Annotated in this window: 19 protein-coding genes; 12 read left to right on the top strand and 7 right to left on the bottom strand. The window is 64.8% G+C overall.

Going from position 1 to position 20,883, the window contains the following annotated elements; all coding sequences use genetic code 11:
* Window positions 1-2: 2 nt before the first annotated feature.
* Together EDF74_RS17040 and EDF74_RS17045 are read left to right on the top strand one after the other, a co-directional pair.
* Complete coding sequence (locus tag EDF74_RS17040; protein ID WP_019182569.1) at window positions 3-929, top strand: MlaD family protein; 927 nt, start codon at window positions 3-5, stop codon at window positions 927-929.
* A complete protein-coding gene (locus EDF74_RS17045; RefSeq protein WP_123731225.1) occupies window positions 926-1,585 on the top strand; it encodes an ABC-type transport auxiliary lipoprotein family protein in 660 nt (219 codons plus the stop codon). The genes EDF74_RS17040 and EDF74_RS17045 overlap by 4 nt, the downstream gene beginning before the upstream one ends.
* On the opposite strand, the gene EDF74_RS17050 is transcribed toward EDF74_RS17045, so the two are convergent.
* Entirely contained in the window at window positions 1,563-2,153 is a 591-nt protein-coding gene (locus EDF74_RS17050) for an alpha-ketoglutarate-dependent dioxygenase AlkB family protein (protein ID WP_123731226.1), read from the bottom strand. The genes EDF74_RS17045 and EDF74_RS17050 overlap by 23 nt on opposite strands.
* A gap of 126 nt (window positions 2,154-2,279) precedes the next feature.
* Between EDF74_RS17050 and EDF74_RS17055 the strand changes: the two genes are divergently transcribed.
* Entirely contained in the window at window positions 2,280-4,334 is a 2,055-nt protein-coding gene (locus tag EDF74_RS17055) for a glycoside hydrolase family 99-like domain-containing protein (RefSeq protein ID WP_311316920.1), read from the top strand.
* A 36-nt stretch (window positions 4,335-4,370) separates the two neighbouring features.
* Here EDF74_RS17055 and EDF74_RS17060 read toward each other — a convergent pair whose 3' ends face one another.
* On the bottom strand, window positions 4,371-5,003 hold the full coding sequence (locus EDF74_RS17060; protein WP_123731228.1) for a CoA transferase subunit B: 633 nt from the start codon (window positions 5,001-5,003) through the stop codon (window positions 4,371-4,373).
* Window position 5,004: 1 nt separating this feature from the next.
* Complete coding sequence (locus EDF74_RS17065; protein WP_123731229.1) at window positions 5,005-5,739, bottom strand: CoA transferase subunit A; 735 nt, start codon at window positions 5,737-5,739, stop codon at window positions 5,005-5,007.
* A 159-nt stretch (window positions 5,740-5,898) separates the two neighbouring features.
* Here EDF74_RS17065 and EDF74_RS17070 point away from each other — a divergent pair, with 159 nt between their 5' ends.
* Window positions 5,899-7,248 carry a phosphomannomutase gene (locus tag EDF74_RS17070; protein WP_123731230.1) on the top strand — a complete coding sequence of 450 codons (1,350 nt, stop codon included), beginning with the start codon at window positions 5,899-5,901 and terminating at the stop codon, window positions 7,246-7,248.
* A 15-nt stretch (window positions 7,249-7,263) separates the two neighbouring features.
* Window positions 7,264-8,667, top strand: a complete 1,404-nt coding sequence (locus EDF74_RS17075) for a mannose-1-phosphate guanylyltransferase/mannose-6-phosphate isomerase (RefSeq protein WP_123731231.1) — start codon at window positions 7,264-7,266, stop codon at window positions 8,665-8,667.
* 73 nt (window positions 8,668-8,740) lie between these two features.
* Here the strand turns inward: EDF74_RS17075 and rfbD are convergent, their stop codons facing one another.
* Genes rfbD through rfbB form a run of 4 tightly spaced genes read right to left on the bottom strand, consistent with a single transcriptional unit; the run spans window position 8,741 to window position 12,156 of the window.
* Window positions 8,741-9,631 (bottom strand): dTDP-4-dehydrorhamnose reductase, encoded by an 891-nt coding sequence (gene rfbD, locus EDF74_RS17080; RefSeq protein ID WP_123731232.1) that lies wholly within the window; start codon window positions 9,629-9,631, stop codon window positions 8,741-8,743.
* Window positions 9,628-10,185: a dTDP-4-dehydrorhamnose 3,5-epimerase gene (rfbC, locus tag EDF74_RS17085; RefSeq protein WP_123731233.1), complete on the bottom strand. Its 558-nt coding sequence runs from the start codon at window positions 10,183-10,185 to the stop codon at window positions 9,628-9,630. Before rfbC ends, rfbD begins: the two co-directional genes overlap by 4 nt.
* Window positions 10,182-11,069: a glucose-1-phosphate thymidylyltransferase RfbA gene (gene rfbA, locus EDF74_RS17090; RefSeq protein ID WP_123731234.1), complete on the bottom strand. Its 888-nt coding sequence runs from the start codon at window positions 11,067-11,069 to the stop codon at window positions 10,182-10,184. The genes rfbC and rfbA overlap by 4 nt, the downstream gene beginning before the upstream one ends.
* A gap of 31 nt (window positions 11,070-11,100) precedes the next feature.
* Window positions 11,101-12,156, bottom strand: coding sequence for a dTDP-glucose 4,6-dehydratase (gene rfbB, locus EDF74_RS17095; RefSeq protein ID WP_123731235.1), 1,056 nt, complete (start codon window positions 12,154-12,156; stop codon window positions 11,101-11,103).
* A gap of 259 nt (window positions 12,157-12,415) precedes the next feature.
* Between rfbB and EDF74_RS17100 the strand changes: the two genes are divergently transcribed.
* From EDF74_RS17100 to EDF74_RS17130, 7 genes are all read left to right on the top strand, one after another.
* Window positions 12,416-13,162, top strand: a complete 747-nt coding sequence (locus EDF74_RS17100; RefSeq protein WP_070426566.1) for an electron transfer flavoprotein subunit beta/FixA family protein — start codon at window positions 12,416-12,418, stop codon at window positions 13,160-13,162.
* Window positions 13,162-14,100 (top strand): electron transfer flavoprotein subunit alpha/FixB family protein, encoded by a 939-nt coding sequence (locus EDF74_RS17105; protein WP_123731236.1) that lies wholly within the window; start codon window positions 13,162-13,164, stop codon window positions 14,098-14,100. The genes EDF74_RS17100 and EDF74_RS17105 overlap by 1 nt, the downstream gene beginning before the upstream one ends.
* A gap of 309 nt (window positions 14,101-14,409) precedes the next feature.
* Window positions 14,410-16,182 carry an LTA synthase family protein gene (locus EDF74_RS17110; protein WP_260232309.1) on the top strand — a complete coding sequence of 591 codons (1,773 nt, stop codon included), beginning with the start codon at window positions 14,410-14,412 and terminating at the stop codon, window positions 16,180-16,182.
* Window positions 16,183-16,347: 165 nt separating this feature from the next.
* Window positions 16,348-17,334, top strand: coding sequence for a lysylphosphatidylglycerol synthase transmembrane domain-containing protein (locus EDF74_RS17115; protein ID WP_184997357.1), 987 nt, complete (start codon window positions 16,348-16,350; stop codon window positions 17,332-17,334).
* A 118-nt stretch (window positions 17,335-17,452) separates the two neighbouring features.
* A complete protein-coding gene (locus EDF74_RS17120; protein WP_123731238.1) occupies window positions 17,453-18,844 on the top strand; it encodes a UbiA family prenyltransferase in 1,392 nt (463 codons plus the stop codon).
* Window positions 18,841-20,148 (top strand): FAD-binding oxidoreductase, encoded by a 1,308-nt coding sequence (locus EDF74_RS17125; protein ID WP_123731239.1) that lies wholly within the window; start codon window positions 18,841-18,843, stop codon window positions 20,146-20,148. The genes EDF74_RS17120 and EDF74_RS17125 overlap by 4 nt, the downstream gene beginning before the upstream one ends.
* A gap of 2 nt (window positions 20,149-20,150) precedes the next feature.
* Window positions 20,151-20,882: an SDR family oxidoreductase gene (locus tag EDF74_RS17130; protein ID WP_123731240.1), complete on the top strand. Its 732-nt coding sequence runs from the start codon at window positions 20,151-20,153 to the stop codon at window positions 20,880-20,882.
* The last annotated feature ends 1 nt before the right edge of the window (window position 20,883 follow it).

The raw sequence follows: 20,883 nt of genomic DNA on the forward strand, positions 1-20,883 counted from the left end.
CCATGGAAACCAAAGCCAATTACGTCCTGATCGGCGCCTTCACCCTGATAGTGGGCCTGGCGCTGCTGGCCTTCGGCCTGTGGGCCGCCAAGTACTCCTCCGACCGCACCTGGACCGAGTACCGCGTGGTCTTCCGCGAAGCCGTCACCGGCCTGTCGGTGGGCAGCCCGGTGCAATACAACGGCATCGCGGTCGGCTCGATCACCGAGTTGAACCTGGTGCCGGACGATCCGCGCCAGGTCGTCGCGCGGATCCGCCTGAACTCCAACACCCCGGTCAAGACCGACACCCGCGCCAAGCTGGCGATCACCAGCCTGACCGGTCCGTCGATCATCCAGCTCAGCGGTGGTACGCCCCAGTCCCCCGCGCTGACCGCGGTCAACAAGGACCCGGCCCCGATCATCCCGACCACCCCGTCGGCGCTGCAGAACATCACCGATGTTGCCAACCGCATCGTCGAGCGCATGGACCAGGTGCTCAGCGACCGCAACGTGGCCAGCATCAACGCGACCCTGGCCAATCTGGAAACCATAAGCGGCGGCCTGGCCGACCGTGACCAGGGCACCCAGGCGCTGCTGCTCAGCGCGCGCGATGCCGCGCGCAGCCTGGATGTCACCCTGAAGAGCACCAACGGCACCATCCAGCGCCTGGACAAGAACCTGGTGCAGCAGCTGCCGCCAATCCTGGACAAGCTGGAGACCACGCTGAGCAAGCTGGACTCGGCCGCCGGCAACGCTGACTCGATCCTTGGCGAGAACCGCGCCGCGATCAACAGCTTCGCCAACGATGGCCTGGCCCAGCTCGGCCCGACCCTGACCGAGCTGCGCGGCCTGATCCGCGACCTGCGCCGGGTCAGCGACCGCCTGGACAACAACCCGGCACGCTACCTGCTCGGCCGTGACGCACCCAAGGAGTTCGAACCCAAATGAGCCGCCCGACCTTCTTCCGGCCCCTGCTGCCGATCGCCCTGATCGCCGCGCTTGGCGGCTGCTCGCTGCTGGGCAGCAACGAACGCAGTGCGGTGACCATCTATTCGCCCGTGGTCCGCATCCAAGCTGACCCGAGCTGGCCGACCGTCGACTGGCAGCTGGTACTGGTCAAGCCCAGCGCCGCGCGCGTGGTCGACAGCCCCCGCATCAACGTGCGCCCGACCCCCTCCGAACTGGAGGTCTACAAGGGCGTGAGCTGGGCCCAGCCGGCCACCGACATGCTCGACGACGCGCTGGTGCGCGGCTTCGAGGACTCGGGCCGTATCAACGGCGTCGCCCGCGTCACCACCGGCATCCGCGCCGACTACAAACTGGCGATGGACGTGCGTCGCTTCGAAGCCGACTACCGCGGCCAGGCCACGCCGACCGCGCTGATCGAGGTCAACGCCAAGCTGATTCACGTGATCGACCAGCGCGTGGTCGCCGACCGCACCTTCCGCCAGGAAAACCCGGTCGGCAGCACCGAGGTCGCCCAGGTCACCACCGCGCTGGAACAGGGGCTGCAGACGCTGACCACGAACGTGGTGGGCTGGACGCTGGTGACCGGCGAGCAGGATCACGCCCGCAGCGCGGTTACCCCTGCCCGGGTGCGTTGATCCAGCGGAACGTGAGATTGAGGCGCTCGGCCAGCGGCCGGGCGCTCTTGGGCAGGGAATGCTGGTAAAGGCGCTGGGTCTGCCCGCCCATCACCAGCAGATCGCCATGGTCCAGCAGTACCTCGGCCTTCTTCGCATGGTCGTCCCGACGCCGCAGCAGGAACCTCCGCGCCGCGCCCAGACTCAGTGACGCGATCACCGGGGCCGGCCCCAGTTCGGGCTCGTTGTCGCTGTGCCAGCCCATCCCATCATCGCCATCGCGGTAGCGGTTGAGCAGCACGCTGTTGAATGCGTGGCCACAGAAGGTCGCCAGCTGATCGCACAGCGGCAGCAGCGCCGGATGCCAGGGCTGCGGCACGAACTCGGTACCGGAATAGCGATAGCGCGCGGCCGGGTCGCCCATCCAGCAGCTCAGACGCGGAGAATCGACCTGGCGGCCGAACATGCGGATCTTGTGGACTTCCCATGGGACGTCGTCGCGGAGCGTGCGCTGGAGGGTGTCGGCGGCGTCACGGGAGAGCCAGTGGCGGTGCCAGTGCACCTGGGCGTCGGGGAGGTGGAGATCCATGGGGTGACGCTAGCACGCGGGGATTTGCCCGTGCGCAGGCAAACCCCGAGAATGGCGACCAACCCGTTGTACCGCTGGAGCCTGCATGCCTGCTGTTGTTTTCCCCTCGATCGAGGTCCGTCGCGCGTGAGCACGATCAAGGCCAGGCTGCGCCAAGCGGTCTTCGTCGCGCTGCGCGCCGGATTCCGGGTACTGCCGCTGTCCGATGGTCAGCGTGATCGGCTTCGCGCACGCTTCCTGCACGACCACGGCGACTGGGTCCCGCCACCGCCCCGCGGCCGCATCGCCGCTGCGGCCGCTACCGCCCATCGTCCGCTGCAGCGCGCCGATGAGGCTGCGATCGGCCACGTCCCGCATCGGGTGGAGGCCTTGCCCGCGCAGCTGCCCGCCACACTCGTGGCGTTCTACCTGCCGCAGTTCCATCCGTTCGCCGAAAACGATGCGTGGTGGGGCAAGGGCTTCACCGAATGGCGCAATGTCACCCGCGCCCTGCCCCAGTTCGAGGGCCACCTCCAGCCGCGCCTGCCTGCTGACCTGGGGTTCTATGATCTGCGCAACCCGCAGATCATGCGCGACCAGGCGCAGCTGGCCAGCGAATACGGCATCGGCGCGTTCTGCTTCTACTACTACTGGTTCAGCGGCACCACGTTGATGGAAGACCCGCTGCGCCAGTGGCTGGCCGATGACAGCATCGACCTGCCGTTCTGCCTGTGCTGGGCCAACGAGAACTGGGCCCGGCGCTGGGACGGCCGCGACGAAGACATCCTGATCGGGCAGCAGCACAGCGCCGAAGATGACCTGGCCTTCATCGCCCACGTCGCCGACTACCTCCGTGACCGCCGTGCATTGAAGGTCGACGGTAAGCCCATGCTGCTGGTCTATCGTCCGCACCTGCTACCCGATGCACGCGCCACCGCCCAGCGCTGGCGCCAGTGGTGCCTGGACAACGGCATCGGTGAGATCCACCTGGCGTATGTACAGGGCTTTGAACGCCCCGATCCGCGCGACATCGGATTCGACGCGGCTGTCGAGTTCCCGCCGAACATGAGCAACCCGCGCTCGCTCACCGCCGACCAGTATCTGATCAACCCGGATTTTGAAGGTGATGTGCGCGACTGGCGCGAGCTGGCCGCAGAGATCGCCGCGCGTCCGCTGCCGCCCTACACGCTTTACCCCGGGGTCAATCCGGGCTGGGATAACGAAGCGCGCCGCTCCGGCAAAGGGCGCGTCTATCTGCATGCCTCACCGCGCGGTTATGGCGACTGGTTGTCTGCGACGATCCACCGGCGCTTGGCACCGGTGCCGGCCAACCAGCGGCTGGTCTTCATCAATGCCTGGAACGAATGGGCCGAGGGTGCGGTGCTGGAGCCGGATGCGCGGTTGGGGCATGCGTATCTGCAAGCGACGCGGGATGCGCTGAATGTGCCGACGGTGGAAAACGTCACCGCGCGCCCGTGCGTGGTGATTCATGCGTGGCACATGCCAGAGTTCGCGGCATTGCTGGAGCAGCTCAAAGTAAGCGAGTTGGACTGCCGCATCGTCATCACCACCTCGCCCGAGCATCGGGCATCGGTGGAGGCGTCATTGCGGGAAGCGGCTCTTCCCGGCGAGGTAATGGTGTACCCCAACCATGGTCGCGACATTCTGCCGTTCCTGCAGGTTGCTGACCTGTTGCTTGGGCAGGGAGAAGACGTGGTGCTGAAGCTGCACACCAAGCGCTCCACCCACATGACCAATGGTGCGCAGTGGCGCGATGAGATGCTGAAGCAGCTGTTGATGGATGACCATGCCAGAGAAGCCGTCGCCGCCTTCAAGCACGATCCGCAGCTCGGCCTGCTGGCGCCTCAGGGCCACCTTCTATCGGTAAGCGAGTACGTGGGCGCCAACGCCCCCGCGCTGGCGCACCTGCGAGCCCGCCTGGGCCTATCGGTGGATCCGAACGATGCGCAGTTCAGCGCAGGCAGCATGTTCTGGGTGCGGCTGGCGGCACTGCGTCCACTCTTGGACGCGCACTTGTATCGCAGCGCGTTCGAGGTAGAGCAAGGGCAGATCGACGGGACCATGGCGCACGCAATTGAGCGGGTGCTGGGCGCGGTCTGCGCGCAGAATGGATTCCGTTTGGACAACCTTGGCACCGGCTCATCGGACGCGAGCAGCTACGCCTACGCCAAGCGCAACTGACCAGACCGCCCCGGGAATTCCGGGGCGGTCCGACCATCAACCTGCGACGAACGTCACGCCGGTTTTTTCCTTCAACTCCTCGATGCCCACGCCCGGGGCCGCCTCGACCAGGACCAATCCCTTGTCGGTGACATCGAACACGGCCAGCTCGGTGATGATGCGATCGACCACGCCCACACCGGTCAGCGGCAGCGTGCACTCGGGCAGAATCTTGTGCTCGCCGCTCTTGGCGGTGTGCTCCATCAGTACCACCACGCGCTGCACGCCGGCGACCAGATCCATCGCCCCACCCATGCCCTTGACCATCTTGCCGGGCACCATCCAGTTGGCCAGGTCGCCTTTGTCGGTCACCTGCATCGCGCCGAGGATGGCCAGGTTGATGTGGCCGCCGCGGATCATCGCGAAGCTGTCGTGGCTGCCGAAGTAGCTGGCACCCGCACGCGCGGTCACCGTCTGCTTGCCAGCATTGATCAGGTCTGCGTCGACCTCTGCCTCGGTCGGGAACGGGCCGATGCCGAGCAGGCCATTTTCGGACTGCAGCCAGACATCCACACCGTCGGGAATGTGGTTGGCGACCAAGGTCGGCAGGCCGATACCCAGGTTCACGTAAGCGCCGTCGGTCAGTTCGCGCGCGGCGCGTTGTGCCATTTCATCGCGGGTCCAGCCCATCTCAGTTCGCCTCCTGGCGCACGGTTCGCTGTTCGATACGCTTCTCGGGATGCGGGTTGTGCACGATGCGGTGCACATAGATGCCCGGCAGATGCACCTGATCTGGATCGATGCTGCCCACCGGCACCACCTCTTCCACTTCCACGATGCACAGCTTGCCGGCCATCGCACACGCCGGGTTGAAGTTGCGCGCGGTCTTGCGGAATACCAGATTGCCGGCCTCGTCGGCCTTCCAGGCCTTGACCAGTGCAATGTCCGCGCGCAGCGCGGTCTCCATCACATAGTGCTTGCCGTCGAACTCGCGGGTTTCCTTGCCCTCGGCGACCACCGTGCCGTAGCCGGTCGCAGTGAAAAATGCCGGGATGCCGGCGCCGCCGGCACGCAGCCGCTCGGCCAGGGTGCCCTGCGGGTTGAACTCCAGTTCGAGCTCACCGGCCAGGTACTGGCGTTCGAATTCCTTGTTCTCGCCCACGTAGGACGAGATCATTTTCCGGATCTGGCGGGTGGTCAGCAGCTGGCCGAGGCCAAAGCCATCGACGCCCGCATTGTTGGAGATCACGGTCAGATCCTTGGCACCGGTATCGCGCAGCGCGGCGATCAGTGCCTCGGGGATACCGCACAGGCCGAACCCGCCGACCGCCAGGGTCTGACCATCGGCGACAGCGCCCTGCAGCGCCTCGGCCGCACTGGCGTATTGCTTTCCGCGCCGCTTGGCGTTGTCTGGGGACTTGCTCATCTACGCCCTCACCTCGTTGATGTAAGCAGGCATTGTAGCCATTGCTCAGGGCGTTCCCGGGCACTGATGACCAGAGGTCCACGATCACCTCACTGAAAACGATTCCCATACATGGGTACGGCTACACTAATAATCTGACTGTCAGAAGGACTGGAATAGATGACGCTCCCCGCATTCAAGGCATACGACATCCGCGGCCGCGTGCCGGATGAACTGAACGAAGACCTGGCCCGCCGTATCGGCGTGGCGCTGGATGCCCAGCTCTCCCCAGGCACCGTGGTGGTCGGCCATGACATCCGCCTGACCAGCCAGGCCCTGCAGGACGCCCTGGCTGCTGGCCTTCGCGGCGCCGGCCGTGAGGTGCTCGATATCGGGCTGTGCGGGACGGAGGAGGTCTACTTCCAGGTGGATCACCTGAAGGCCGCCGGGGGCGTGATGGTCACCGCCAGCCACAATCCGATGGATTACAACGGGATGAAGCTGGTCAAGGAGCAGGCTCGCCCGATCAGCTCCGATACCGGCCTGTTCGCCATCTCCGACGCGGTCGAAGCCGACCAGGCGCCCGCCGCCCCGCCGCGTGCCGGCTTGCAGTCGCATCCGGACAAGAGCGCCTACATCGCGCATCTGCTGAGCTACATCGAGCCCAAGGCCCTCAAGCCGCTGAAGCTGGTGGTCAACGCCGGCAATGGCGGCGCCGGTACGATCGTGGATCTGCTCGCCCCGCACCTGCCGCTGGAGTTCATCCGCATCTGCCATGAGCCCGATGGCAGCTTCCCGAACGGCATTCCCAACCCGCTGCTGCCGGAAAACCGCGAGCTCACCGCGCAGGCCGTGCGCGAGCACGGCGCGGACTTCGGTATCGCCTGGGATGGCGATTTCGACCGCTGCTTCTTCTTTGACCATAACGGCCGCTTCATCGAAGGCTATTACCTGGTCGGCCTGCTCGCCCAGGCGATCCTGGCACGCCAGCCCGGCGGCAAGATCGTGCACGACCCGCGCCTGACCTGGAACACGGTGGAGATGGTCGAGGAAGCCGGTGGCCAGCCGGTGCTGTGCAAGAGCGGCCACGCCTTCATCAAGGAGAAGATGCGCTCGGAAAACGCCGTCTACGGTGGCGAGATGAGTGCGCACCATTATTTCCGCGAATTCGCCTACGCCGATTCCGGCATGATTCCGTGGCTGCTCATTGCGGCGCTGGTATCCGAGTCCGGCCGTTCGCTGGCCGATCTGGTCGAGGCGCGCATGCAGAAATTCCCGTGCAGCGGCGAGATCAACTTCAAGGTCACCGACGCCAAGCGTTCCGTCGCCCGCGTGATGGAGCACTTTGCCGCGCAGTCGCCCTCGCTGGATCACACCGATGGCATCAGTGCCGATTTTGGCGACTGGCGTTTCAACCTGCGCAGCTCCAACACCGAGCCGCTGCTCCGTTTGAATGTTGAGACCCGGGGCGACGCAGCACTGCTGCGGGCACGCACTGATGAACTCTCCCAGTTGATCAAGGACGCTTGAGGCGAGCCCTTCACCATGCAGACCCTTCTTCCCGTCATCCTTTCTGGTGGCTCCGGCACCCGCCTGTGGCCGCTGTCGCGCGAGTCCTACCCCAAGCAGTTCCTGGCCCTGGCCGGCGAACAGACCATGCTGCAGGCCACGTGGGAGCGCGTTGCGCCGATCGCCGGCCGTGCGCCGCTGATTGTCGCCAACGAGGAACATCGCTTCGTCGCCGCCGAGCAGCTGCAGCAGCTTGGCGTGGAACCGCAGGCGATCCTGCTGGAGCCGGTCGGTCGCAACACCGCACCGGCGATCGCGGTGGCGGCACTGGAAGCCACCCGGGATGGCGATGATGCACTGCTGCTGGTGCTGCCCTCGGATCACGTGATCGCAGATGAGGATGCGTTCCGCGCCGCTGTGCTGCGCGCGGTACCGGCCGCGGAGTCCGGCAAGCTGGTGACCTTCGGTATCGTGCCGACCGGCCCGGAAACCGGCTACGGCTACATCAAGGCGGCCTCCGGCGGCGATGTCCGCGCCGTGGACCGGTTTGTCGAGAAACCCGATGCGGAGACCGCGAGCGCTTACGTGCAGTCGGGTGAGTACTTCTGGAACAGCGGCATGTTCCTGTTCAAGGCCTCCCGCTTCCTGGCCGAGTTGGAGAAATTCCATCCCGCCATGCTCGCTGGCAGCCGAACGGCATGGCAGCAGGCACGTCGCGACAGCGACTTCACCCGTCTGGACAAAGAAGCCTTCGCTGCGGTGCCATCGGACTCGATCGACTACGCGGTGATGGAAAAGACTGCGGACGCCGTGGTCGTGCCACTGGACGCAGGGTGGAACGACGTAGGTTCGTGGACGGCACTGCGCGACGTGTCCGAGCAGGACGGGGATGGCAACGCGCACCACGGCGACGTCATCGCGATCGACTGCCGCAACACCTTTGCCTACGGCGAGCGGCTGATCGCACTGGTCGGGCTGGATGACGTGATCGTGGTGGAAACCGACGATGCCGTCATGGTCGGCAAGAGCGACCGTATGCAGGAAATCAAGCAGGTCGTCGCACGGATCAAGGCCGATGGCCGTCCCGAAGCGACCTGGCACCGCAAGGTATACCGCCCTTGGGGTGCGTATGATTCAATCGACAACGGGGCCCGCTTCCAGGTCAAGCGCATTACGGTCAAGCCGGGCGCGACGCTGAGCCTGCAGATGCACCACCACCGCGCCGAGCACTGGATCGTGGTCAGTGGTACGGCTGAGGTCACGCGCGGTGACGAGGTACTGCTGCTCACCGAGAACCAGAGCACCTACATCCCGCTGGGCGTGACCCATCGCCTGAAGAACCCGGGCAAGCTGCCGCTGGAGCTGATCGAAGTACAGTCGGGCAGTTATCTGGGCGAGGACGATATCGTGCGGTTTGAGGATACGTACGGTCGGAGCTGATCAATCAGGTCATCAGCAAAGAAGAAACCCGGCCAAGGCCGGGTTTCTTTTATCGCGGACGAATCGGTCTTACTTACATCTCTGCGATGACCCGCTTCAACCCATCCTGCCACGCTGGCAGAACGATGCCGAAGTCCTTCTCCAACTTGGCAACGTCCAGGTGAGAGTAGGCGGGACGCTTGGCTGGCGTCGGGTACTCGGCGGTCGTGATCGCTTCCACTGTCGGAGCGCGTGCAAGCACGCCTGCCGGAACCGCCTCGGCAAAGATTGCCTCGGCGAAGCCATGCCAGCTGGTTTCACCATTGGCGGTCAAGTGCCAGGTACCTGACAGCCCGCCGTCGTGCTGCAGCGCCCGTGCAGTCACATCGGCAATCAATGACGCTGGTGTGGGCGTGCCGACCTGGTCGGCAACTACGCGGAGCACATCGCGGTTCGCGCCCACCCGAAGCATGGTGCGCAGGAAATTGGCGCTGTGCGATGCATACACCCAGGCTGTTCGGAAGATCAGGTGCCGACCACCCGCGGCTCGGATGGCCTCTTCGCCGGCAAGTTTGCTCGCGCCGTATACGCCTAGCGGAGCAGTGGCGTCACTTTCCCGATACGGACGCGAACCCTGTCCATCAAAGACATAATCGGTGGAGTAATGCACCATCGGTACCCCATGCTTGGCACACCAGCGTGCCAACACGCCGGGGGACTCATCGTTGGCACGCCAAGCAGCGTCACGGTCTTCTTCAGCGCGATCCACAGCCGTATACGCGGCTGCATTAACCACCACCGCAGGCTGTACGCGGTCAAGTAGAGTGACCAGCGAGGCGGGCTGATCAAAGTCGGCCACCTCGCACGCACTGCCATCCGGCAGCACGCCGCTGCGGGTGGTCGCCACGATCGTGCCCAGCGGGGCCAATGCGCGCTGCAGTTCCTGGCCGAGCTGGCCATTGGCACCGAGAAGCAGGATCGTCACGGCTGGAAAACCGGCAGGCGGTCCTCGGCGATGTCCTTCAGGAACGGCGCGCTTTCGTCCTTACTCGAGAGCGTCGGTGCACTGATCGGCCAGTCGACCGCGATGTCGGCGTCGTTCCAGCGCACGCCGGCGTCGAAGTCCTTCAGGTATACCTCGGTGCAGAGGTAACTGAAAATCGCACGCTCGGACAGCACCGCAAAACCATGCGCGAAGCCTTCCGGAATCCAGAACTGCTTTTTGTTCTCCGCGCTCAGCACCACGGCCGCCCACTGCCCGAAGGTGGGCGAGCCGCGACGGATATCCACCGCCACGTCGTACACCTCGCCTTCAAGCACGCTGACCAGCTTGCCCTGCGGCCGCGGCCACTGGTAATGCAGGCCACGCAGCACGCCCTTTGCGGAACTCGAAACATTGCTCTGCACGAACTTCGTCGGCAGTCCATGTTCAGCAAAGCGGGCCGCGTTCCAGGTCTCGAAGAAGAAGCCACGCTCATCGCCGAACACCGCCGGCTCGATCACGACGCAACCAGGAAGCTTGGTCTCAATGATTTTCACGGTACAACTCCTCGCACAGCCAGCTTATGCAGATATTGGCCGTAGCCGTTCTTGATCAACGGGGCAGCAAGCGCCTCCAGCTGTTCGGCATTGATCCACCCCTGGCCGAACGCGATTTCCTCCGGGCAGCAGACCTGCAAACCTTGGCGAGTCTGGATCGTCTCGATGAAGTTGGAGGCTTCCAACAGCGATTGGTGCGTACCGGTGTCCAGCCATGCATAACCACGGCCGAGCGGTTCCAGATGCAGCGCGCCCTCGTCCAGGTAACGCTGGTTGAGGTCGGTGATTTCCAGCTCACCACGCGGCGACGGCTTGAGTTCGGCCGCGTAGTCGCTGGCCTTGCCGTCATAGAAATACAGACCGGTCACTGCATAGTTGGAACGGGGTTCGGCAGGCTTCTCGACCAAGCCGATGACTTTGCCGTCCTTGTCGAACTCGGCCACGCCATAGCGCTCCGGGTCGTTGACCCAGTACCCGAACACCGTGGCGCCGCTCTCACGGGCATCGGCACGCTTGAGCACGTCGGTAAGGCCATGGCCATGAAACACGTTGTCGCCCAGGACCAGGCAACTCGGCTTTCCGTCCAGGAACTCGCGGCCAATCAGATAGGCCTGCGCCAGCCCGTCGGGGCTGGGCTGCGCGGCGTACTGGATATCCATGCCCCACTGCGAACCGTCACCCAGCAGCTGCTGGAACAAGGCCTGCTCGTGCGGCGTGTTGATGATGAGTACTTCCCGGATCCCTGCCAGCATCAGCACGCTGAGCGGGTAATAGATCATCGGCTTGTCGTACACGGGCAGCAGCTGCTTGCTGACGCCCTTGGTGATCGGATACAGGCGCGTACCCGAACCACCCGCGAGGATGATGCCCTTGCGTTGAGTCATGCGGTTGTCCTCTGTCTGGTGATCACCGCCCTCAGGCGGTGGTGCCGATACGCTGCAGGCGGTAGCTGCCATCAAGCACGCCGTTGACCCACTCCTGGTTGTCCAGGTACCAGTCCACCGTGAAGCCGATGCCCTGCTCGAAGGTGTACTTCGGTTCCCAGCCCAGCTGATCCTTCAACTTGGAGGCGTCGATCGCGTAGCGACGGTCATGGCCAGGGCGGTCGGTCACATAAGTGATCTGACTGCTGCGCGGCTGGCCATCCTCACGCGGGCGACGGGCATCGAGCAGCGCGCAGATGGCGTGCACCACTTCAATGTTTTCTTTTTCGGAATTGCCGCCGACGTTGTAGGTCTCGCCGACCTGACCCTTGGCCAGCACGGTGCGGATCGCTTCGCAGTGGTCGCTCACGAACAACCAGTCGCGCACCTGCTTGCCATCGCCATAGACCGGCAGCGGCTCGCCGGCCAACGCCTTGGCGATCACCAGCGGGATCAGCTTCTCGGGGAAGTGGTACGGGCCGTAGTTGTTGGAGCAGTTGGTGGTCAGCACCGGCAGCCCGTAGGTGTGGTGGAACGCGCGCACCAGATGGTCGGAGGCCGCCTTGGACGCCGAGTACGGCGAGTTGGGCGCGTACGGCGTGGTCTCGCTGAACTTGCCGGTCTCACCGAGGGTGCCGTACACCTCATCGGTGGACACGTGCAGGAAGCGGAACGCCTGACCCTTGTCGGCCGGCAGCACTTTCCAATAGTCGCGCACGGCTTCCAGAAGCGCCAAGGTGCCGACCACGTTGGTCTGGATGAACGCGCCGGGGCCGTCGATGGAGCGATCCACGTGGCTTTCCGCAGCAAAGTTCAGCACGGCATCCGGCTGGTGTTCGGCCAGCAGGCGGGAGACGAGGGCCTGGTCGCCGATGTCGCCCTCGACGAACACGTGGTTGGGATTGCCATCCAGCGAGGCCAGGGTCTTCAGATTGCCCGCGTAGGTCAGCGCATCCAGGTTGATGACCCGCACGCCCTTGGCGACTGCTTCGAGGACAAAGTTACCGCCAATGAATCCGGCTCCGCCGGTGACAAGCCATGTGGGCACTACCTGTTCTCCTGTTATATGTGCATGGGAGGCGCCAGCTGGCGTCCAATTCAGCGCCACAGGATACATTGCGGCCGCCTTCACGACTGCCTGCAACACGTGAACAAGACTGATTGCGTTACGTTCCGTGCGGCACTGCAGCATCACCATACGCATTCGCATGGTCGCCTCCAGCCAGTTAGAATCCGGGTCCCACCCCCGAACCGGTTGCTAGTCGAAGAACCGGACGTTCTCCCGTTATTGAAGGATCCAGCTCCAGATGAAAATCCTCGTCGCGTACAAGCGCGTGGTGGACTACAACGTCCGCATTCAGGTCAAGCCGGACGGTTCCGGCGTGGTCACCGACGGCGTCAAGCTGTCCCCCAACCCCTTCGATGAAATCGCGCTGGAAGAAGCGCTGCGCCTGCGTGACAAGGGCATCGCCACCGAGGTCGTGGTTGCCACGATCGCACCGGCAGATGCCCAGGCCCACCTGCGCAACGGCCTGGCCATGGGCGCCAACCGCGCCATCCATGTCGTGACCGACCAGGCCATCCAGCCGCTCACCGCCGCGCGCACCCTGCTCAAGCTGGTCGAGAAGGAACAGCCGGACCTGGTGATCCTCGGCAAGCAGGCCATCGACGACGACGCCAACCAGACCGGCCAGATGCTGGCCACGCTGTGGGGCCGCCCGCAGGCGACCTTTGCCAGCAAGCTGGAGATCGCCGACGGCAAGGCCACGGTCACCCGTGAAGTCGATGCCGGCCTGGAAACGCTGGAAGTCGACCTGCCGGCCGTGGTCACCACCGATTTGCGCCTGAACGAGCCGCGCTTCATCAAGCTGCCGGACATCATGAAGGCCAAGGCCAAGCCGCTGGAAACTCTGCAGCTGGCCGACCTCGGCGTTGAAGCCGCTGATACCTTCAAGACCACCCAGTACGCCGCGCCGGTCAAGCGCAGCAAGGGCGTGATGGTCAAGGACGCGGCCGAACTGGTCGCCGCACTCAAGCAGAAGGGGTTGCTGTAATGACCAAGATCCTCGTTGTCGCTGAACACCACGACGGCAAGCTCAATGCCGCCACCGCCAAGACCGTGAGCGCGGCCGCTGCGATCAGCGGCGCCAGCATCGACGTGCTGGTGCTGGCCGCCGATCCGGCTGCCGTGGCCGCTGAAGCAGCGCAGCTGGCCGGCGTCGCCAAGGTGCTGACCGTGACCAACGCCGCCAACGCCCAGGCGCTGGCCCAGGTGCTGGCCCCGCAGATCGCGCAGCTGGCCACCGGCTACACCCACGTATTTGGCCCCTCGACCACTTTCGGCAAGGACCTGATGCCGTGCGTGGCCGCCCTGCTGGGCGTCAACCAGGTCTCGGACCTGATGACCGTCGAAGGCAGCCACAGCTTTAAGCGCCCTATCTACGCGGGCAACGCGATCATCACCGTGGAGGTGCCGGCCGACCAGATCGTGGTCGCCACCGTGCGTGCGGCCTCCTGGCCGGAAGCCGCCAAGGGTGGCAGCGCTGCTGTGGAAGCGGCCAGCGTCGATGCGGCCCTGCCGACCCACACCCGCTTTGTCGGTCTGGCGGCCGGTGCGACCGACCGCCCGGACCTCCAGAGCGCCAAGCGCGTGGTCTCCGGTGGCCGTGGCGTGGGCTCGGAAGAGAACTTCAAGGTGATCTTCCAGCTGGCCGACAAGCTCGGTGCCGCCGTCGGTGCCTCGCGCGCCGCCGTGGATGCCGGCTACGTGCCGAGTGATCTGCAGGTCGGCCAGACCGGCAAGATCATCTCGCCGGAGCTGTACGTGGCGGTGGGTATCAGTGGTGCCATCCAGCATCTGACCGGGATCAAGGACGCCGGGACGATCGTGGCGATCAACAAGGACCCGGATTCGCCGATCTTCGAGATCGCCGATATCGGGTTGGTGGGTGATCTGTTCACGTTGTTGCCGGAGTTGGAAAAGGCGCTGTAAGGCCAAAGGCGCCAGCGCGACATTTGAAGGCCGGAGTCCCCCGTGGATTCCGGCCTTTTTCATTTGGCTACGCCGGCCGTCGCGTATCTGCATCGGACGAGGTGCCTGCCGGGGATACGTTGGGGTGCGCTTGATTTGCTATCGACCACACAGAATGTGGCGGAAAGATCGATCAGTATTTCAGTCGTATGACACACGTCGTATGATGCCCCCCATAACGCGGCCTTAACTTGGGCCGCAGTGAAAGCAGGGACAGGAACTTACAAGGAGCGTTGCAGGAAAGATCCCACGGGATCGCCCGTTCAGATGATGAATATCTCAGATTCGACCCTCCTCCGGCGGCTTCCCGCGTGGGGAACGTACGTCGCAGGACTCTCGACCCTTGTCCTGCTCTTCCGAATGCTGCGCTTCCAAGCAGCTTCGGACCTCGCTGTGTTTGCCGCAAGCTGCGCGCTTGAGCTTGTGCTGCTTGACTTGGCAACGCGGCTGACGCTGCGCTTGCGCTTGGTGCCGTTGCGCATCCTGATGCTGGTGCTGCCCGCGCTTGCTGGTTGCATCTACATGGCCCAGCTCTATTCGATCTGGATTTCCGGCGGCCTCATTCCTCCGATCGCATTCGCCAACCACGAAGTGGTCGGGCTGATCGCGTTCGATGGCATCTACGCGCTGCTGGCGGTATTCCTGGCAGCGTTCATCGGCCATGCCTGCGTGGTCCGCACCACATACAAGCCACTATCGCGTCGCATCACCGCAGTTGTCATTTTGGTGGTGGGTACATGCTATGCCACGCTGCTGACCACTCAGCCACTGGCCCGTGGCATCGTGGTCGCGCGCGGGGAGGCACCGATCTCTTCCTTCCTGCGCTCGGCCGCCACGTCGGCCGGCATGAGTGGCCAGCTCCAGCTCAGTGCAGCCGAATTGATCGAGACCCGCGCCGAGTTCTCGCGGCGCACCGTCTATCAGCAGGGTTTCCCGGAGGCGTTTACCCACGCGCTGCCCGAGCGGCCGAACGTGATTGTGATCTTCACCGAGGGCATGTCGGCCCGGTGGATGGACACCTACGACAGCCGGCACCCGGGGGTGACTCCCAATCTGGACCGCCTTGCCGGTGGCTCGCTGGTGTTTCGCAACTACTACAACCATACCGCTGCCACCTTCCGCGGGTTGCGCGGGCAGTTGACCTCGGGCCACCAAGAGGTGGATGGCTACAACCAGGAAGGCACCGGAATCGGGCAGCGAGATGTCTCCGACGATGTCACCGCGATCTCGCGGATCAGCATTCCCGAGGTCCTGCGCGCGCAGGGGTACCACAGCATGTTCTTCCTGTCCCAGCAGGAGTACCTGAACAAGATGGTCGAAACGCTGGGCTTCGACCGCGTGCTGGGCCGTGATTATCTATATGACCGCTACCTGCGCGGTGGCGGCGAAGGCGAGCGTCCCAAGTATCTCTCCGACAGCGAGTTGTTCGACACCGTGTTGACCGAACTTGAGTCGCAGCCCCACGACCAGCCCTTCTTCGCCGCTGCCTATAACTTTCAGACGCACGCGTTTCTGGATGGTGAGTACGCCTATGCGGGCGGCGAAAACCCGCTGCTTAACCGCTTCCATACTTACGACCGCGATCTCGGCAGGTTCATTGACCGTTTCATGGCAAGCCGCCTGCATGAGAACACGCTGTTGGTATTCACCGCCGACCACTCCACCTTCCCCGGACCCAACGCGGTCCGGGCGGATGACCGCGTACCAGGGTACTTCGTCGACACCATCCCGCTGCTGATGTATTGGAAGGGTGCCGAGCACCAGATGATCGACGTGGCCGGCAAGAATTCGCTGGACTTGGCGCCGTCGCTGATCAGCCTGCTCGGGGTGAAGAAGGCCCACAACCTGTTCCTCGGCTGCACATTCTTCGAAGAGTGCGCACTGGACAGGGTCTCCAACCTCGGCGCCGAGTACATCCTGACCGATGGCGACGGCTCCTATTCGGAGTACTACGTCCCGCCGTCGCAGAAGACCTACTACGAAGAGAGCAAGCGCGCCATCGAACGCTACAAGTCGATGGATCTGGTCATCGACGCCGGCTGAGCTGCCCGCATCGCCCGATCCGGCCGGCTTCCACTGGATAAGACGAATGCCAGGGATCTGGGGCAATGATGCGCCCCGTCCAGCCAATTTGTTTCAAAAACGACACCCGTTTTCGGTACAATTGTCGGTTCGAACAGCAGCTGCCAGAAAGCGGAGCTCCGACCCATGCGCCCGCTTCACGATAGCCCCCTCGCACTCGATCCGGACACCAAGCGGAAGCACTCGGTCGCTTTTCTGCTCGTCATCGGCGCCGGCTATCTGGCGCTGTTGGTTTATCTGGACCGCGGCACCGGGATCCTGTCGAGACTGGTGGACCTGTCCGGCCCTCTGGCCGTATGCGCGGTACTGGTGCTGCTCAGTTTCGCGGTCCGCTACCAGCGCTGGCATGCCGCTCTGTCGACCCAAGGGCATCGTGAGTTTCCATGGTGGGCCGGCCTGCGCGCGTACTTGGCCGGCTTCGCCTTTACCGCATCCCCTGGCAAGGCCGGGGAGCTGCTGCGGATCCGCTATTTCGGGATGTTCCAGGTGCCGCCCAGGACGGTACTGGGCACCTTCATCTACGAGCGCGGGCTCGATCTGCTGGTCATTGTCTTCCTCGGGCTGGGTGCGGCCACACTGATCCCGGCGTTTGGCCTGCTGGTCGGCGTCGTGCTGGGGTTCCTTCTGGCGCTGTGCCTGGCCGTTGCCTGGCCGTGGCTGCAGGCCACCCTGAACAGCGTCGCGGCCCGACTGCCGGGCAAACGGGTCCGTCACCTTGCCAACTTTCTCCTCAGTGGCGCCAGGGATGCCGGTCCGCTACTGCGCCTGCGCACCCTCGCCCCAGGAATCGCCCAGGGTGTGCTCGCCTGGTCCCTTACCGCAGCCGCGTTCGCCTACCTGTGCTACGCGATGGGCATACCCCTTGCTTGGCAGCATGCGCTGGGCATCTATCCGGTCGCGATGCTGGCAGGTGCGGTATCTTTCGTGCCGGGCGGCGTGGGCACCACCGAAGCGGCCATCGTGGTGATGTTGGGGGCATTGGGAACCTCGCTCGATGTGGCACTGGCCGCTGCCGTCGGTATCCGCCTGGTCAGCCTCTGGATGGCCGTCGCAGTGGGCATGCTGGCCATGCTCAGTCTTGAACTGTCGTCCAGCCGCCACGGGATGCGGTGACTGGATCACCGCCCCAGAAGGTTGATTTCCTTGGACGAAAAAACTGCTTTTTCCATGCACAACGTGCCCACAACCGCCGGAGTCCTAAATCTTGGCCATTGAACATCGTGCCCTCTGCGTGGACCTGGACGGCACGCTGCTGCGCAGCGACATCCTCTATGAATCGCTCCTCGCCCTGCTCGCCCGCAACCCGCTGTATCTGTTCCTGATCCCGTTCTGGCTGCTCGGTGGCAAGGCGGCGGTCAAGCGCCAGCTCGCATCCCGTGTGCAGCTGCCTGCCGAGACCCTGCCCTACGACGAGCGCGTGCTGGAGATTCTGCGGACCACCACGCAGCGGCCGCGCGTGCTGTGCACGGCGTCGGACCAGATGCTGGTGCAGCCCATCGCCGACCATCTGGGCCTGTTCGAGGAGGTGATGGCCAGCGACGGCCACACCAATCTGTCGGGCCACAACAAGGGCAAGGCCCTGGCCGAACGCTTTGGTGAGCGCGGCTTCGACTACATGGGCAATGGCCGGGTCGACCTGCAGGTCTGGGCCCACGCCGGCGGCGCCATCGTGGTCAACAACGGCACGGGCCTGGCCCGTGACGCGGCCAAGCGCACCGAGGTGCTGGCGCACCTGCCCGCGCAGAATGGGGGCCTGCTGACCTGGATCAAGGCGCTGCGCATCTATCAGTGGTTGAAGAACCTGCTGGTGCTGGTGCCGCTGCTGACCGCGCACCGTTTCCTGGACCCTACCGCATTGGTGGATGCCGGCACGGCGTTTCTGGCCTTTGGTCTGTGTGCTTCGGGCGTGTATCTGCTCAACGACCTGCTCGACCTCACCCCCGACCGGATGCACCCGCGCAAGCGCAAACGTCCATTCGCGGCCGGCACACTGCCGCTGCTGCACGGCCTGTTGGTGGCGCCACTGCTCACGCTGGCCGGGTTTGCGCTGGCCCTGCTGTGCAGCCCGTCATTTGCGTTGGTCCTGCTGTGCTACTACGTGATGACGCTCGGCTATTCGCTGCAGCTTAAGCGCATCGTCATGATCGACGTGGTGCTGCTGGCGGCGCTGTACACAGTGCGCATCATCGGCGGCACCGTGGCGATCGGCTCGGAACTGTCGTTCTGGCTGCTGGCGTTCTCGATGTTCGTCTTCCTCAGCCTGGCCATGCTCAAGCGCTACACCGAGCTGGCCGCCGCCTTGGCCAATGGCAAGGAGATGGCGATCGGACGCGGCTACTCGGTCGCCGACCTGCCGCTGGTGCAGTCGCTGGGCGCGGCCGCCGGTTACATCGGTGTGCTTGTGTTCGCGCTGTACATCAACAGCCCCGAGAGTCTGGAACTGTACCGGCATCCCAAGGTGTTGTGGCTGTTGTGCCCGATCCTGCTGTACTGGATCAGCCGCATGTGGATCGTGTCCCATCGCGGCGACATGCACGATGACCCGATCGTATTCGCCGCCACCGACCGTGGCAGCCAGATGGTCATCGCGCTGGGCGTGGTGATCGTGCTGGCCGCGATATGAGGTCTGCCGGCGGCCAGTCCTGGGGGCGTTACCCCCGGGCGGCACAGCAGCTGGCGCCGGTCACCGACCGTGCTGCCCTGCTGCCGGCCGTCGATGGCCTGATGCTGCCCCATGGCAATGGGCGCAGTTATGGCGACAGTTGTCTCAACCCGGGCGGCACGCTGTTGATGGCGCGGTCGCTGGACAGGTTCATCGCGTTCGACCCCGCAACCGGCATCGTGCGTTGCGAGGCTGGCGTGACGCTGGCCGAAATCATCGAGGTGGCACTGCCGCAGGGCTGGTTCCTGCCGGTCACGCCCGGCACCCGCTACGCCACGGTAGGCGGGGCGATCGCCAACGATGTGCACGGCAAAAACCATCACCGGGCCGGCAGTTTCGGCCACCACCTGCGGGGTTTGGAGCTGCTGCGCAGCGACGGCCAACGGATCACACTGGATGCCGAAGACGCCACCGGGCTGTTTGTCGCCACCATCGGCGGCTTGGGCCTGACCGGCTTGATCACCTGGGCCGAACTGCAGTTGCGGCGCGTGCCCGGCCCGTGGATCGAAACCGAGTCCATCCGTTTCGACTCGCTGGACGAGTTCTTCACGCTCTCGCGCGACTCAGCCGCGGGCTTCGAATACACCGTGGCGTGGATCGATTGCCTGGCCACCGGCAAGCAGCTCGGGCGCGGCCACTTCCTGCGCGGCGACCATGCCCGGGGCGACCCGCGGGCGGCCACGCCCAGCGCGATGCCCCGCCGCAGCATCCCGTTCGTGCCGCCGGTCTCGATGGTCAACGGCCTGACCCTGCGCCCGTTCAATACCCTGTACTACTGGCGCCAGCCCGGCCGTCGCAAGCGCCACCTGTCGCACTACCAGAGCTACTTCTACCCGCTGGATGGCATCAACGACTGGAACCGGATGTATGGCCCGGCCGGCTTCCTGCAGCACCAATGCGTGCTGCCGCCGGAAACCGCGCGCGACGCCACCGCCGCCCTGCTGTCGGAAATCTCGCGCAGCGGGCGCGGCTCGTTCCTGGCGGTCCTGAAGGAATTCGGGGATGCCCCGGCACCGGGTATGCTTTCCTTCCCGCGCCCGGGCACGACGCTGGCACTGGACTTCCCGAACACCGGGCCTGACCTGTTCAGGATGCTGGAGCGGCTCGACCACATCGTCGCCGAGGCGGGAGGGGCGGTATACCCGGCCAAGGATGCGCGCATGTCCGGTGCCCTGTTCCGACAAGCTTTCCCGGCCTGGGAGGCCTTCTCCCACCATATTGATCCCCGTTTTTCGTCCGGCTTCTGGCGCCGGGTCATGGAGTAAGCATGCAAAAGGTTCTGATCATCGGCGCCACCTCCGCCATCGCTGAAGCGGTGGCACGGCTGTACGCCGCCCGCGCCAGCACGATTTTCCTGGTCGGCCGCAATGCGAACCGCCTGGACGCAATCGCCGCCGACCTCCGCGTGCGCGGCGCCCACCAGGTGGACGCCTATGCGCTGGACGTCAACGACCTGGCCGGTCACGCAGCTATGCTCGACGCCGCCTGGGCCGCCAGTGGTGGCATCGACACGGTACTGATCGCCCACGGCACCCTGCCCGACCAGGCCGCCTGCGACCAGTCGGTGGACCTGGCCATGCGCGAATTCATCACCAATGGCACCTCCACCATCGCGCTGTGCACCGCACTCGCCCAGCGCCTGGCGGCGGGCAGCAACCTGGCGGTGATCTCCTCCGTCGCCGGCGACCGCGGCCGCGCCAGCAACTACCTGTATGGCAGCGCCAAGGCGGCGGTTACCGCGTTCCTCAGCGGACAAGGCCAGCGCCTGGGCAAGCTGGGCATCAACGTGCTGACCATCAAGCCCGGCTTCGTCGATACCCCGATGACGCAGGCCTTCAAGAAAGGCGCACTGTGGGCTTCGGCAGACAAGGTGGCGCAGGGTATCGTGCGCGCCTCCGACCGACGCCGCGCGGTGGCCTACCTGCCGGGTTTCTGGTGGGCGATCATGATGGTGATCAAGAACATTCCTGAGTTTGTTTTTCGCAGAATCTCGCTCTGAC

It is taken from the genome of Stenotrophomonas rhizophila (assembly GCF_003751305.1).
Classification (GTDB): domain Bacteria; phylum Pseudomonadota; class Gammaproteobacteria; order Xanthomonadales; family Xanthomonadaceae; genus Stenotrophomonas; species Stenotrophomonas rhizophila_B.